Origin of the sequence: Catenuloplanes niger (assembly GCF_031458255.1) — a bacterium.
Classification (GTDB): domain Bacteria; phylum Actinomycetota; class Actinomycetes; order Mycobacteriales; family Micromonosporaceae; genus Catenuloplanes; species Catenuloplanes niger.
The window spans coordinates 2,249,905-2,264,116 of sequence record NZ_JAVDYC010000001.1 but is presented as its reverse complement, the minus strand read 5'-3'; the positions used below and the strand labels follow the sequence as shown (position 1 = coordinate 2,264,116).

The 14,212-nt window shown below is 76.2% G+C and carries 8 protein-coding genes; 3 read left to right on the top strand and 5 right to left on the bottom strand.

Annotated features, from left to right (window positions below; genetic code table 11):
* Positions 1–29: 29 nt before the first annotated feature.
* Positions 30–1,610: a leucyl aminopeptidase gene (locus tag J2S44_RS09750; protein ID WP_374727827.1), complete on the bottom strand. Its 1,581-nt coding sequence runs from the start codon at positions 1,608–1,610 to the stop codon at positions 30–32.
* A gap of 106 nt (positions 1,611–1,716) precedes the next feature.
* Between J2S44_RS09750 and gcvT the strand changes: the two genes are divergently transcribed.
* Positions 1,717–2,805 (top strand): glycine cleavage system aminomethyltransferase GcvT, encoded by a 1,089-nt coding sequence (gene gcvT / locus J2S44_RS09745; protein ID WP_374727826.1) that lies wholly within the window; start codon positions 1,717–1,719, stop codon positions 2,803–2,805.
* A gap of 354 nt (positions 2,806–3,159) precedes the next feature.
* On the opposite strand, the gene J2S44_RS09740 is transcribed toward gcvT, so the two are convergent.
* Complete coding sequence (locus tag J2S44_RS09740; RefSeq protein WP_310429560.1) at positions 3,160–3,915, bottom strand: adenosylcobinamide-GDP ribazoletransferase; 756 nt, start codon at positions 3,913–3,915, stop codon at positions 3,160–3,162.
* Between the two features lie 238 nt (positions 3,916–4,153).
* Complete coding sequence (locus J2S44_RS09735; protein WP_374727825.1) at positions 4,154–6,733, bottom strand: bifunctional adenosylcobinamide kinase/adenosylcobinamide-phosphate guanylyltransferase; 2,580 nt, start codon at positions 6,731–6,733, stop codon at positions 4,154–4,156.
* A 128-nt stretch (positions 6,734–6,861) separates the two neighbouring features.
* On the opposite strand from J2S44_RS09735, the gene J2S44_RS09730 reads away from it, so the two are divergent.
* Both J2S44_RS09730 and J2S44_RS09725 read left to right on the top strand, forming a co-directional pair.
* Positions 6,862–7,059 (top strand): hypothetical protein, encoded by a 198-nt coding sequence (locus J2S44_RS09730; RefSeq protein WP_310410936.1) that lies wholly within the window; start codon positions 6,862–6,864, stop codon positions 7,057–7,059.
* Positions 7,060–7,088: 29 nt separating this feature from the next.
* Positions 7,089–7,859: a site-2 protease family protein gene (locus tag J2S44_RS09725; protein WP_310429558.1), complete on the top strand. Its 771-nt coding sequence runs from the start codon at positions 7,089–7,091 to the stop codon at positions 7,857–7,859.
* A 61-nt stretch (positions 7,860–7,920) separates the two neighbouring features.
* On the opposite strand, the gene J2S44_RS09720 is transcribed toward J2S44_RS09725, so the two are convergent.
* Together J2S44_RS09720 and J2S44_RS09715 are read right to left on the bottom strand one after the other, a co-directional pair.
* The gene (locus J2S44_RS09720) at positions 7,921–8,916 is read right to left on the bottom strand and encodes an aldo/keto reductase family protein (protein WP_310410932.1); all 996 of its coding nucleotides are present in this window, start codon (positions 8,914–8,916) and stop codon (positions 7,921–7,923) included.
* Between the two features lie 103 nt (positions 8,917–9,019).
* Positions 9,020–14,209 carry a WG repeat-containing protein gene (locus J2S44_RS09715; RefSeq protein ID WP_310410927.1) on the bottom strand — a complete coding sequence of 1,730 codons (5,190 nt, stop codon included), beginning with the start codon at positions 14,207–14,209 and terminating at the stop codon, positions 9,020–9,022.
* Positions 14,210–14,212 lie beyond the last annotated feature (3 nt).

Below are 14,212 nucleotides of genomic sequence, written 5' to 3'. Positions count from 1 at the left end.
CGGGGGACGCCCGGATTCGCGTCGGCGGGTCAGCCGTTCGCGACCACGTCGTCGATCAGCGCGACCAGCGTGCGCACCGGCACGCCGGTGCCACCCTTGGTCCAGTAACCGGTCGCCTCGCCGGTGTGGAAGCTCGGGCCCGCGATGTCGATGTGCGCCCAGGCCACGTCCTCGGTGACGAACTCGCGCAGGAACACGCCGCCCTGCAGCATGTGCCCGGCCCGGTCCATCCCCGCGTTGACCTGCGAGATGTCCGCGACGTCGGAGTCCATGCCCTTGCGCACGTCGTCCGGCAGCGGCATCGGCCAGGCCGGCTCGCCGACCAGCTCGCCCGCGGTCCTGACCCGCTCCAGCAGCTCCGGCGTGCCCATCACGCCCGCGATCCGCTTGCCCAGCGCGATCACCTGGCCACCGGTCAGCGTGGACGTCTCGAACAGGTAGTCGGTGCCGTCCGCGCAGGCCCGCGCCATCGCGTCGCCGAGCACCATGCGGCCCTCGGCGTCCGTGTTCAGCACCTCGACGCGCTTGCCGTTGAACATGGTGATCACGTCGCCCGGCCGGTACGCGGACCCGGACGGCATGTTCTCCGCGATCGCCAGGTAGCCGGTCACCGGCACGCCCGGCTTCAGCGCCGCCACCGCCAGCAGCGTGGCGGCGACCGCGGCCGCGCCGGCCATGTCGGACTTCATCTCCCACATGCCCGCGGCCGGCTTGATCGAGACGCCGCCGGTGTCGAACGTGATGCCCTTGCCGACCAGCGCCACCCGCTTCGCGCCGTCGACCGGGTTCTCCGGCGTGTAGCTCAGCTTCACCAGGCGGGGCGGGGCCTCCGAGCCCTGGCCGACCGCGATGATGCCGCCGTACCCGCCCTCGGCCAGCGCGTTCTCGTCGAGCACCTCGACCTCGAGCCCGGCCTCCCGGCCCGCGGCCGCGACCTGCTCGGCGAACTGCGGCGGCCGCAGCTCGTTCGGCGCGGTGTTCACCCAGTCGCGGGTGCGCACCACCGAGGCCGCCACCGCGGACGCCCGCGCCAGAGCCGCGACCAGACCGGCGTCGGCCGCGTCGGCCACCACGACCTGCACGGTCCCGACCGGCTCCCGGCGGCCCGGCTGCGGCTTCGTCTTGTAGCCGGCGAACCGGTACGACCCGAGGACCGCGCCCTCGGCCACCGCGCTCAGCGCGGCCGGACCGTCCGCGTCGTCCGGCAGCGGCAGCGCCAGCGCCACCGTGCCGGCACCGGCCAGCGCGCGGACCGCGGTGCCGGCCGCGCGGCGCAGCACCTCCGGCTCCGGCGCGGCACCGGCCGGCTCCGGGCCCAGGCCGACGGCCGCGACGACCGGCGCGGTCACCGTGCCCAGCGTTGCGATCTTGGTCACCTCGCCGGCGGCGCCGCTGGCACCGAGCAGCCGCAGCGTCTCCGCCAGCCGGCCGTCGAACGCGGCCGTGACGCTCTCCGCGCCACTGGCGATCAGCAGACCGGACGGCTCGTCGTCGCGGCTGTGCACGCCGATCACGACGGCATCGACGGCAAGCTCGGCGGGGTCGCTGTCCACCAGGTGCAAGGAGGGATTGGGCTGAGTCACTCGGCTACTCCGACTTGTGGGCCGCATGCTGGTGCGCATCCGGCGGTGTGGTCGTCTGCGAGGTGTACCCGCTGGACAACATCATGTCCCGCCGATGCTAACCAGCGGGCCGGTTGGCGGTAAGTTGCCACCCATGAAGAGATCTCCCCTGCACGACCGGCACGTCTCCCGGGGTGCGAAGTTCGCGCCGTTCGGAGGCTGGGAGATGCCTCTGGAGTACGCGGACGGTGGCGTCATCGCCGAGCACACCGCGGTCCGCGAGAACGTTGGCGTCTTCGACGTGTCCCACCTCGGCAAGGCCCGCGTCACCGGGCCCGGCGCCGCCGCGTTCGTCAACGCGTGCCTGAGCAACGACCTGGGCCGGATCGGCCCCGGCCGCGCGCAGTACACGCTGTGCTGCGACGACGCGACCGGCGGCGTGGTCGACGACATCATCGCCTACCTGCACGGCGACGAGCACGTCTTCCTGATCCCGAACGCGGCCAACACCACCGAGGTCGTGCGCCGGCTCACCGAGGCGGCACCGGCCGGCGTCACCGTGACCAACGAGCACGACGCGTACGCGGTGCTCGCGGTCCAGGGCCCGGCGTCGCCCGCGCTGCTGGCCAAGCTCGGCCTGGACACCGGCCACCAGTACATGAGCTTCGCCACCGCCACGCTGGCCGGCGCGGACGTCATCGTCTGCCGCACCGGCTACACCGGCGAGATCGGCTACGAGCTGGTCGTCCCGTCCGCGTCCGCGACCGCGGTCTGGGACGCGCTCTTCGACGCCGACCCCACGCTCAAGCCGTGCGGTCTCGGCGCCCGCGACACGCTCCGCACGGAGATGGGCTACCCGCTGCACGGCCAGGACCTCTCCATGGAGATCACCCCGGTCCAGGCCCGCTCCGGCTGGGCCGTCGGCTGGACCAAGCCCGCGTTCTGGGGCCGCGACGTGCTGCTCGCCGAGAAGGAGGCCGGCCCGCGCCGCGTCCTGGTCGGCCTGGAGGCGCAGGGCCGCGGCATCCCGCGCGCCCACATGCAGGTCTACGCGGGCGACGCGCTGGTCGGCGAGGTCACCAGCGGCACGTTCTCCCCGACCCGCAAGGTCGGCATCGCGCTCGCGCTCCTCGACACGGTCCCCGGCACCTCGCTCGGCGACACCGTCCACGTCGACATCCGCGGCCGCCGCACCCCGATGACCATCGTCAAGCCGCCGTTCGTCACCACCTCGGTGCGCTGACCCACGGTGCCGGCCCGCGACTCGGCGTGGGCCGGCACCACCGGATCGATACCGATGTTCCCGCTTCCGGCGTGGCCGCTCCGGGCGTGCTCCCGCGGGCAAACCTCCGGCTCCCCTCCGACTCCGCTGGCGCTCCGCTGCGGTCCGCCGGCCGGAGCCGGTCCCGCGGCACTCCCGGAAACCCCGCGCCGCAGCCGACCACCACTCCGGTCCGCCGGGCGCCCCCGGCTCCGCCGCGCTCCCGGGAACCCGTGCCGTCCCTGACCGTCGCCGTGCTCGGCCCGGCGGGCCCGGTTCCGCCGTGCTTTCCGCAACCCGTGCCGTTCCCGACCGCCGCCGCGGTCGGCCGGCGGGTCAGCGGAGCGCGAGCGTGATCAGGGCGACGGTGGTGGCGAGCTCGAGGGACGCGCCGAGGACGTCGCCGGTGATGCCGCCGAACCGGCGCCGGCACTGGCGGACCAGGAGCAGCGTGGCGGCCAGGGCCAGGAACACCGACAGCGGGCCCTGCCAGGGACGGGCGGGGACCGCGGCGAGCGAGATCGCCGCGGTGGCGGCGGTGGTGGCGGCCAGCACCGGCGCCGGGACCGTGTCGGCGACCAGCGCGCCGAGGCCGGTGGGCCGGGCGGCGGGCAGGCCGCGGCGGCAGGCCCAGGAGATCGCCAGGCGGCCGGTGACCCAGGCGGTGATCACGGTGGCGGCCACGGCCGTGGGCGCGGCGCCGTGCAGCGAGGTCAGCGCCGCGGTCTGCACGAGCAGCGTGAGGACCAGCGCGGCGACGCCGAACGGGCCGATGTCCGGCTTCTTCATCACGGCCAGCCCGGCCTCGCCCGCGCGGTAGGAGCCGAGCGCGTCGACGGTGTCGGCCAGGCCGTCCAGGTGCAGCGCGCGGGTCAGCAGCGTGCCGGCGCCGAGCGTGACGGCCGCGGCCAGCAGCGCGGGCGCGCCGGCGGCGCCGAGCAGGATCAGCGCGGCCGCGAGCAGCGCGCCGAGCGGGACGCCGATCAGGGGCGCGGCCGACATGGCGACGGCGGCGGTGCGGCGGTCGACGATCCCCACCCGCGCCGGTACGACCGTGAGCGTGGTCGACGCCAGCCGCAGACCGTCCAGCAGCACCGTCCACCGCCCGGCCGGCTCCACCGTGGCCGGCTCCACCGTGGCCGGCTCCACCGTGGCCGGCTCCACCGTGGCCGGCTCCACCGTGGCCGGCTCCACCGTGGCCGGCTCTGCCGTGGCCGGTGCGCCGGTGGTGGAGCGGTCCGCGGGCGGGGTGCCGGGTGCGCCGGGCCCGCCGCCGGAGTGATCCGGGGCGGGCCCGGGCGGCGGGCCGGTGTCCGAGGTGGGCAACGGGTCAGCGGGTGGCCGGGGCGTCCGGGTCGTCGGACCGACGCGGGTTGCCGAATCCGGGCAGCCAGGAGTTGGAGTCCTCGTTCTCCTCGGCGCGGGCGGGCCCGCTCCCGGTGGGGATGACGGTGGTGGCCTCCGGGTCGTCCGTGGCCGGCACCCGGAGCCCCGTGTCCGGCGCGCCGGCCGGCGGCACCACGGAGAGGACGGCGGTGCGCTCGGCCTCGTCCTCCGCGTCGTCCGGCGCCGGAGCGGCCGTCGATGCCGGATACGCGCCGGTGCCCGCGTCGCCGCCCGCCGAGCCCGCGTCCCCGGAGCCGGGAAGCCGGATGACGGCCGTCGCGTCCGCGTCCGACCCCCCGGCGCCGCCGATGACGGTGGTGGTGTCGGCGTCCGAGCCGCCGGTGCGGCCGATGACGGTGGTCGTGTCGGCGTCCGGGCCGCCGGTGCCGGTGCCGGTGATGACGGTCGTCGTGTCGCGCGAGCCGGCGTACGTGTCACCGGCGCCGATGCCGTCGGCCCGGTCACCGGCCGGCTCGCCGGCCACCACACCGACCGCGCTGGCGAGCGCCACGGCCGAGTCGTCGCCGGTGTCGGTGCCGCCGCCGGCGGAGTCGTCACTGGTGGAGACGGCCGTGGTGGTGGACGCGGAGACCGCGGCCTCGGCCAGCAGCCCGGCGGCACCGGCCGACGCGGCACCGGCGGCGTCCGCGGCGTCCAGGCCGTCCGCCGGCCAGGACGTCCCGGTGGCGGGGCCCGTCGCGTCCGGGGTGGACGACGGGTCGGTGCGCGGCGGGATGGACGCGGCGAGCGCGATCGCGGAGCGCAGCAGCGGCAGCGCGGCCAGCGCGGTCGTGCCCTCGCCCAGGCCGAGGCGCATGTTCAGGACCGGGGTCAGGCCGAGGACGTCCGCGCCGAGCTTCACGGCCGGGTCGCCGCCGTGGTCGGGGAGCAGGCACCAGTGCCGGGCCTGGCCGGCCAGGTCGCGGCTGACCAGGGCGGCGGCCACGCCGATCGGTCCGTCGAGGAGCACCGGGGTGCGGCGGGCGGTCGCACCGAGCAGGATGCCGGTCACCACCGCGACGTCGCCGCCGCCGACCTCGGCCAGGATGTCCTTGGCCTCGCGGGAGCCCTTGCGTACCCGCTGCATGGCGTCCCGGACCGCGGCGCACCGGGCCATCCACGCGTTGTCGTCGAAGTCGCCCTCGGGCGTGCGCACCGGCGGCAGCACGGCGGACGGCTCGGCGCCGGCGGTCGCGGCCAGCACCGCGGCCGCGGCGGCCGGGGCGCCGTCCCCGCCCGCGGCGATGACGAGCAGGTCGGCGCCGTTCTCCGCGGCCTCCTCGGCGAGCCGCCAGCCGAGCCGGAGCGCGTCGTCGACCTCGTCGAGCGTGAGCGCGGGACCGTCCTCGACGGCCGCGGCGGCCGGCGCGTCCACGATCTGGAGCGTGGCGCCGGCGGCCGCGGTGAGCTGGGCGAGCGCGCCGACGCCGAGGCGGGCCTGCGCGGTGCGCCGGCCGGACTCGCCGGCCGGCGTGCCCGCGGACGCGCCACCGGCGTGGTCGCCCTGGACCAGCAGCACCCGGACGGACTGCCAGGGGCGGGGCGTGTCGGTGCCCTGGGTGGCGGCGGCGAACCGGACCACGCCGGCCAGCTCGCCGAGGCCGGTGCCGGCGATGTCCAGCGTGGCCAGCCGGTCGAGCGCGGCCGGGCCGGTCTCCTCGTCGGGCAGCGGCAGCTCCATGTTGGGCTGGATGACCAGCCCGGTGCGCACCATCGGCAGCGCCTGCGTCGGCCCGCGCAGCGCGTCCGCGGCCGGAGCGGCCGACGCCGGAGCGGCCGACGCCGGAGCGGCCGACGCCGGAGCGGCCGACGCCGGAGCGGCCGCGGCCGGGGAGGCCGGCGCCGGAGCGGCCGCGGCGGGTGCCGGCGGCGCGGCGACCGGCGTGATCACCTCGGGCAGCACGATCGGCGCCGGCACGTCCGCCAGCACCTGCACCGGCGCGGCGGCCGGTGCCGAGGACGGCGCCAGCGCCGGCGGGGCCTCCTTCAGCCACGTCGGCTGACCGGCCACCACCAGGACCACCGCGTCCACCGCGGCGGCCACGGCCTGGTTCACGGTGCCGAGCGCGTCCGCGAACGCGCGCCCCAGCGTGGTGGCCGGCACCAGCGACAGCCCGACCTCGGGGCTGACCAGCACCAGTCGCGCGGCGCATCCCCGTACCGCCGCGGCGAGTTCTTGAATGGTCTTGCCGTCGTCCGACGGCTGGTACGCCGGGTCGAGCAGCACGCCGACCCAGCCGCCCAGGTCGTCGACGAGCAGCGTCTCGTCCGGCTTCGCCTCGGTCAGCGTGGCGATCAGCCGTCCCGGGTCCGCGGCCGTCTCCTCCGTCTCCCAGGTCTCGGGCCGGCGGTCGCGGTGCGCGGCGATGCGCTCCTGCCACTCCGGGTCTTCTTCGGAGGGGGACGCGGACGTGGCGAGGTAGCGCAAGCTGGTCGCGCCGGACACGAGCGACTCGGCGAACTCCGACTTGCCGGATCGGATGCCGCCGAGCACGAGAAGGGTGTTCCACCCGTCAACGGACATAGCCCGTACCTTAGAGCGATCCGCTGTGCGCGGTCAGCCGGGCCAGCCGACTAGGCTTAGCGGGACAGGCCGTCGATCCGGTCAGGGGTGGCCGGTGCGGTGGCCGGGGCCGTAGAGGGGAGACACGCATGCCGTGGAACTGGCGCTACGAGGACTCGGACGGCAAGCCGGTGGAGGGCCCTTCGGAGGCGTTCCCCAGCCAGGCCGACGCGGAGTCGTGGATCGGGCAGACCTGGCGTGAGCTGCAGGGCACCGGCGTCGCTTCGGTCGTGCTGGTCGAGGACGACCGGGTGGAATACACGATGAGTCTGGCGCCGCGGGAGTGAGCGACCGGATCGGTGGCGGCAACCTCGTCATGGGGGTGCCGAAGGAGGCGTTCCGGCCCAGCCCGATCTTCCTCGGGCTGGTCGCGCTGTTCGTGACGGCCGGCGCGATGGCGTGGACCGGCTTCGGCAACGTCGCGTTCGACGTGTTCCTGCTGGTGGTCACCGGCTGGCTGATCTCGCTGTGCCTGCACGAGTACGCGCACGCGCTGGTCGCGTTCCGGTCCGGCGACGTCGACGCGGCACACCGCGGCTACCTGACGCTGAACCCGTTGAAGTACAGCCACCCGCTGCTGTCGATCGTGCTGCCGGTGATCGTGGTGGTGCTCGGCGGCATCGGCCTGCCCGGCGGCGCGGTCTGGGTCAACCACGGCGCGCTGCGCAGCCGGCTCCGGTCGTCGCTGGTCAGCCTGGCCGGCCCGGCGACGAACCTGGTCCTCGCGATCGTGCTGGCGCTGCCGTTCGTGTTCGGCGTGACCGGCGAGACGCACACCGAGTTCTGGGCGGGCCTCGCGCTGCTCGGGTTCCTGCAGCTCACCGCGGCCGTGCTGAACCTGATCCCGGTGCCGGGCCTGGACGGCGGCAACATCGCCCGGCCCTGGCTGCCGTTCTCGTGGAAGCGCACCTGGGACGTGATCGCCCCGTTCGGCTTCATCATGCTGTTCGCGCTGCTGTGGAACCCGACGATCGGCGGCGCGTTCTTCGACGTCGTCTTCACGCTCGGCGACCTGATCGGCATGCCGTCCTACCTCTACGGTGACGGCTTCGCGCTGCTGCGCTTCTGGAACTACCCGGCGAACTGATCCAGAACCACCGAGAAGCCGCGCGGGTACGCCGTACCCGCGCGGCTTCTGGGTCGGCTCGCTAGGGCCGGTTCGCCGGCGACTGCGTCTTCGCCGGGTCGCGCTCCGGCAGGTCGCCGAGCGCCTCGTCGATCTGCTTGAGCAGGTCGTCCTCCAGCCGCACCCCGGCCGCCCTCGCGTTGTCGTGCACCTGCTCCGGCCGGGTCGCGCCGATGATCGCGCTCGCCACGTTCCGGTTCTGCAGCACCCACGCCAGCGCGAGCTGCGCCATGCTCAGCCCGGCCGACTCGGCCAGCGGCTTCAGGCGCTGCACGGCGGTGAGCGTCTCGTCGTTCATGAACCGGGCGATCGTCTTCGCGCCGGACTCGTCCGTGGCCCGGGAACCGGCCGGCGGCGCCTGACCCGGCAGGTACTTGCCGGTCAGCGCACCCTGCGCGATCGGTGAGAAGACGATCTGACTGATCCCCAGCTCCTGCGACGCCGGCACCACCTGCGCCTCGATGACCCGGTGCAGCGCCGAGTACTGCGGCTGGTTCGAGACCAGGCCGACGCGCAGCTCCTTGGCGAGCGAGTGCCCGGCGCGCAGCTGGTCCGCAGTCCACTCGGAGACGCCGATGTAGTGCGCCTTGCCGGAGTGCACCACGTCCGCGAACGCGGACATCGTCTCCTCCAGCGGCGTGTGGAAGTCGTACCGGTGGGCCTGCAGGACGTCCACGTGGTCGGTCTGCAACCGGCGCAGCGAGGCGTCGATCGACTCACGGATGTGCTTGCGGGAGAGACCGCTCTCGTTCGGGCCCGGACCGGTGCGCCAGAAGACCTTGGTGAGGATCTCCACGCTCTCCCGGCGCTCACCCCTCAGCGCGCGGCCGAGCACCTCCTCGGCACGGCCGCCCGCGTAGGCGTCCGCGGTGTCGAACGTGCTGATCCCCACCTCCAGCGCGGCGCGCACACAGGCGACCGCCGCGTCCTCCTCCACCTGGGAGCCGTGGGTGATCCAGTTGCCGTAGGAGATCTCACTGACCAGCAGGCCGGAACGGCCGAGGTGACGATATTCCATGGGCCGACCCTATCCAGTTTCCCGAGCTTCCCTTGTGCTTCGGGGCCTATGGTGAGGGGAGCCGGCCCGGTTTGCCGTCCGCTTCTCCGGGCCGGTCCTTCGTCTACAGAACCGGTTTCGTGTCCGCGAGCAGGCGATCGATCTCGTCCATCACGTCCGCCCGGGACGCGTGCACCGGGTCGATCAGCGGCTCGCCGCGGCGGTCCACCGCACCCCACCGGCCGGTGCCCGCACCGGCGCCGATCAGGAACGCCACCGGGTGGATCACCATCGCCGGGTAGGTGGGCGCCACCACCACGGTGCCGGACCGGTCCACCACGCCCTTGCGGCCGTTCAGGTCCACGATCGCCAGGCCCTCGTCGGTGAAGCCGTCCACGTACCGGCCGTCCGTCAGCGCGGTCGCGAACCCGCTGTACTGCGTCGGCACCACCACGGTCCCGGACGTGTCCACCGCGCCCCAGCCGCTCTTCCGCCGGACCGCCGCGATGCCCCGCCGGAACGGGCGCACGTCCTCGTACGGCTGGCCGATCACGACCTTGTTGGTCTTGTCGATCGCGACCCAGCCACCGTTGCCGTCCCGGGACACCCAGGCCAGCCCGTCCGAGAACGAGCCCACGCCGTAGTAACCCGCGTCCGCCGGGATCAGCAGCTCACCCGACTCGTCGATCAGCTCCCAGTGCTGCGCCTCCGGCCGCCGCACCCACGCGACGCCGTCCCGGAACGGCTGCACGTCCGCGTAGGACGCCGCGATCACCGGCTCGTCGTCGGAGTCCGCGAAACCCCAGCGCTGCACCCGCTCGGAGAACATCGGCTGCGGCGACCGGTGCACCTGCCGGATCTCGTCCTCACTCCGCGGGTACGGACCCCAGCCGTTCGCCGCCACCTTCGCGAACACGGCGTCCAGCGCCAGCTCGGTACGCGAGATCAGCTCCGGGTCCTCGACCTTGCGCAGCTCCAGCGCGCGCTCGAAGTGGTGCAGCGCCTCCATGAACCGGCCCTGGTCGTACGCGGACCGCCCGGCGTGCTCGTGCATCGTGGCGCGCAGCCGGTCCGGCAGCTCCGACGAGTTCGCCTCCGCGAACAACCGGTCCGCCTCGATGAAGTCGCCGCGCCACTGCAGCACGTGCGCCAGCCGCGCCTGCGCGATCGCGATCCGCCGGAAGTGACCGGTCAGCTCCGCGTGCTCCAGGCCCATCCGGCCGTCGTGCAGCGCCGGGCCGAGATCACCGAGGATCCGGGACACGACCGCGCGCAGGCTCAGCAGCCGGGCCCGGGTGGCGTTGTCGGTGGCGCCGGCCAGCTTCTCGGTCAGCCGCTCGCGTACCTGCCGCAGCTCGTCCGGGTCGTCGACCAGCTCGCGCAGCGTCTCGTGGTGGAACCGCCAGTGGTAGGTCGCCAGCACCTGCTCCGGATCGGCCGGCCGCTGCGGCTCCTCCTCGACCGGCGCGGCCGCCTCCGGCTCGCCGTCCGGTGGCACGTCGTCCGGGCCGGTGGTCTCGTCCGGGCTGACGATCGGCGTGATCATCGTGGGCGCGCGCAGCGCGGTGGCCGCGCCGGCGGCCGGCCCGGCCGGTGCCGGCAGCACCGTGTCCGGACTGGCCGTGACGGTCGGCTCCACACCCTCGGCGGGCATGTCGTCGCCGTCCGGCTGCACCGCGTCCACCGCCGGTGCGGCGTCTTCCGTCGTCGTGGCCGCCTCCGTCGGGGCCGCGGTCGGTGTGGTCGCGGTCGGGGTGGCTTCCGCCGGGGTGGCTTCCGGCGGCGTTGTGGCCTCCGGCGGCGCGGTTGCCGGCGGAGTGGGCTCCGGCGCGGACGTCCGCGCCTCGTCCGCCGTCTTCTCGTCCGGCCGCGGGTCCGCGGCCTTCGGCTCGGCCGGCTTGGCGGACGAACCGAACCAGCCGGAATCCGGGCGCGCCGGCGCGTCCGGCTTCCCCGCCGGCTCCTCGGCCGCCGCCGGCACCGATCGTGTCTCGACACCGCTCGCCTTGAGCAGCTCACCGAGCGAAGGACGCGCATCAGCCGGTACGGCGGGCGCCTCGACCCCCTCGCGCACCTCACCCGGCCGCGACTGCTCGCCTACCGGTTGCGCCGCCGACGTCTGCGCTGCTGGTGGCTGTGCTGCGGACGTCTGCGCGGCCGGCGTCTGCGTTGCCGGTAGCTGCGCGTCTCGCGGCCGCTCCCGTTGCGTCGGCTGCTGCGGGCGGAGGTCGTAGGGCGACGGGTCGACCGGCGGCGGCTGCACAGACCCACCCGGCCGCCGGTAACCGGCGTCCGCGGAACCCGCCTCCTGCGGTCCACCCTGCCCGGACACGGCACCGGCCGGCCCACCACGGGTGTCCTGGAAGGTCCGGTCGCCCTGATAGGGCGCCGCGCTGACCGGCCGGTCCGGCACGTTGGTCGCGGCGCTGACCGGCTGGTCCTGCGTGTCAGGCGCGGCGCTGACCGGCTGGTCCTGCGTGTACGGCGCCGCGCTGACCGGCTGGTCCCGGGTGTAGGGCGCGGCGCTGACCGGGCGCGTGTCCGGCCCGTTCTGCGGTTGCTGCCGGTCCCGTGCCGCCGGCTGTTCCGGCCGCGGTCCGCGCTCGTCCTGCCCCTGACCGGGCATGACCGGCACGACCGGGCGCACCTGCGGGAACGCCCCGCTGGTCCGCGGCCCGGCCGGCTCCGCCGGCACGCCACCGTGCCGGCCCTCGGTCGCGGCACCGCGCGAATCGACGGGTGCGCCGGTGCGTGGGTCGATACCGCGTGGGTCGGCGGGTGCGCCGGTGCGTGGGTCGACGCCGCGTGGGTCGATACCGCGTGGATCGACGGGTGCGCCGGTGCGTGGGTCGACGCCGCGCGGATCGGCGGGTGCACCGGTGTGCGGGTCGACCGGCATACCGCTGACCGGCACGCCGCTGACCGGCTGGACCTGCTCGCGGCTCGTCCCCGGTCGCGCCTGACCGTAGGGTGTTCCGCTGACCGGCCGGCTCGCCTCCGGTGCCCACTCCTGCCCGTAGGGCACGCCGCTGACCGGCCGCTGCGCCCCGGTCCCCGCGTCCGGCCGCGGCCGTTCCTGCGGAGCCCGCCCGCCCGGCGGCGTCGCTCCCGGCGCCCACTCCTGCCCACGAGGCGGCCCGGCGGCCGGCCGCTGCGGTTCCGGCGCCGGCCCCGGGCGTGCCGGACCGTAGGGCGCACCGCTGGTCGGTGCGGACGCCCCCGGCGCCCACTCCTGTCCGTACGGCACGTCGCTGGCCGGCCGCCCACCGCCGGCGGGCGCGTTGCCGGCCGACCACCCCTGGTCCGGCGCACCGCTGGTCGGCCGCGCCCGGTCGAAGCCGCCGTCGATCGGCTGGGTCCGGTCCGCCGGGATGCCGCTGACCGGCTGGTCCCGGTCGTAGGGCGCCCCGCTGATCGGCTGCGCCGGGCCGAAGCCGTCGTCGTCCGGCCGCTTCCGGCCGGGTCCGCCGTTGATCGGCTGCGTGCGCTCGAACGACGCGTCGCTGACCGGCTGCGTCCGGTCGTAGGGCGTGCCGCTGGCCGGGCGCGCCGGGCCGATTCCGTCGTCCGGACGGGTGCGGCCGGGTCCGCCGTTGATCGGCTGGGTCCGGTCGAACGACGCGCCGCTGATCGGCTGGGTCCGGTCGAACGGGGCCGCGCTGACCGGCCGCGACGGGTCGGGGCCGCCGCCGAGGCGGCGGGACTGCTCGGACGGGTCGCCGAGCTGCCGCGTCGGGTCCGTGGGGTCCGCCCACGCCGGATCCAGCGGTCCCGGACGCACCGGCGCGCCGGGCCCGCGCGGAGCCGAGGCGGCGGGACTGACCGGACGATCCTGCGGCCCCCACGGGCCGCCAGGCGGCGTCTGGCCCGGCCGTGGTGGTCCGGACGGCGGCGGCACCGAACCGCCGCCCCGGACCGGCTCAGCCCGTCCGGGCGTGTCCGGGCGCGCCACGCCGGGGCGCACGTGTCCGCCGGAGCTTCCTGGGCCGTCCGCGTATCCCGGGCGCGGCGGTGCCGCCGGTCCGACCGCCGACGCGGCGGGTGCCACCGGCTGACCGGTCGGCCGTCCCCGGTCGCCGTCCCAGCCGGGACGCTGCCCCGGACCGGGCATGTCCGGTCGCCGGCCGCCGGACCGCTCCGGGTCGTCGAAGCCGGTCGCGGTCTCGGCCGCCACGGGCGCGAGGCGTCCCGGGTCGGCGCCGCGGCGTGCGGGCTCGCCCGGGATCCGGGGGTCCGTGGGGGCGACATCGGCGGCGGCCGGATCCCAGGCCGCCGCGGCCGGCTCCCGCTCGCGCCGCGGTTCGTCACGGCGTTCCGTCTCACGGCGGATCGGCACCACCGGCGCCATCGGCTGGTCATCGCGGCCGGGCTCACCCCGCCGTGCGGCTTCGTCACCGTGCACCGGTTCCCGGGTGCGCCCGGGCTCGTCGCCGCGCACCGGTTCCCGGCCACGCTCCGGCCCGTCGCCGCGGACGGGTTCGCGCGTGCGGTCGCCCGCCCACGCGGGCTCGTCCTGGCGGGACGGTTCCGTCCCACGGCCGGGCTCACCCCGGCGCGCGGCCTCGTCGCCGCTGGCGGGTTCACGCGTGCGGTCGTCGGTCCACGCCGGTTCGGTGCCACGGCCGGGCCCCACCCGGCGTGCGGCCTCGTCGCCGCGGGTGCGCTCGTCCGCCCACGCCGGTTCGGTGCCACGGCCGGGCTCGCCCAGGCGTGCGGCCTCGTCGCGGCGAGCGGGTTCGCTGCCACGGTCGTCCGCCCGCGCCGGTTCGGTGCCACGGCCGGGCTCCATCCGGCGTGCGGCCTCGTCGCCGCGGGCGGGTTCGCGGCCACGGTCGTCGGCCCAGGCGGGCTCGTCCTGGCGGGACGGGTCGGGGCGCGGCACACCGCGCTGGCCCGGCTTGATCCAGGTGCGCTCGCCGCGGCGCGACGGGTCGCCGCCGGCGGCCGGGTCGACCGGCGGGGCGGGCTGATCCGGCCGCCGAGGTTCGCCGGGGCGGCTGTTCCGCACGTCGTCGGGCTGCGCGGGCCGGGTCGGGTCGGCGTCGTGCATCGGGGGACGTCCCGGCTGGTCCGGGCGGTCGCCGGGCCGGGCCGGAACGCGGCCGGGCACGTCACGCTCGTCGTAGCCGGCGTCCGCGGGCAGCGGCTCGCTCCAGTCCTGCACCACCTCGCGCCGGCGCCACGGCTGGTCGCCGCGCGGCACGTCACGGCGACCGCTGCGGGCCTGCTGCCAGTCGGCCTCCTGGTCCCAGCCGGGCCGACGGCCACGGTCGGGCCCGCCGGCCTGGGCGGCCGGGCGCACGTCGCCGGGCACGTC

Coding starts and splice junctions, on each gene's coding strand:
- J2S44_RS09750 (WP_374727827.1), bottom strand. CDS start 1,610: ATGCGGCCCACAAGTCGGAGTAGCCGAGTGACTCAGCCCAATCCCTCC.
- gcvT (WP_374727826.1), top strand. CDS start 1,717: ATGAAGAGATCTCCCCTGCACGACCGGCACGTCTCCCGGGGTGCGAAG.
- J2S44_RS09735 (WP_374727825.1), bottom strand. CDS start 6,733: ATGTCCGTTGACGGGTGGAACACCCTTCTCGTGCTCGGCGGCATCCGA.
- J2S44_RS09730 (WP_310410936.1), top strand. CDS start 6,862: ATGCCGTGGAACTGGCGCTACGAGGACTCGGACGGCAAGCCGGTGGAG.
- J2S44_RS09725 (WP_310429558.1), top strand. CDS start 7,089: ATGGGGGTGCCGAAGGAGGCGTTCCGGCCCAGCCCGATCTTCCTCGGG.
- J2S44_RS09720 (WP_310410932.1), bottom strand. CDS start 8,916: ATGGAATATCGTCACCTCGGCCGTTCCGGCCTGCTGGTCAGTGAGATC.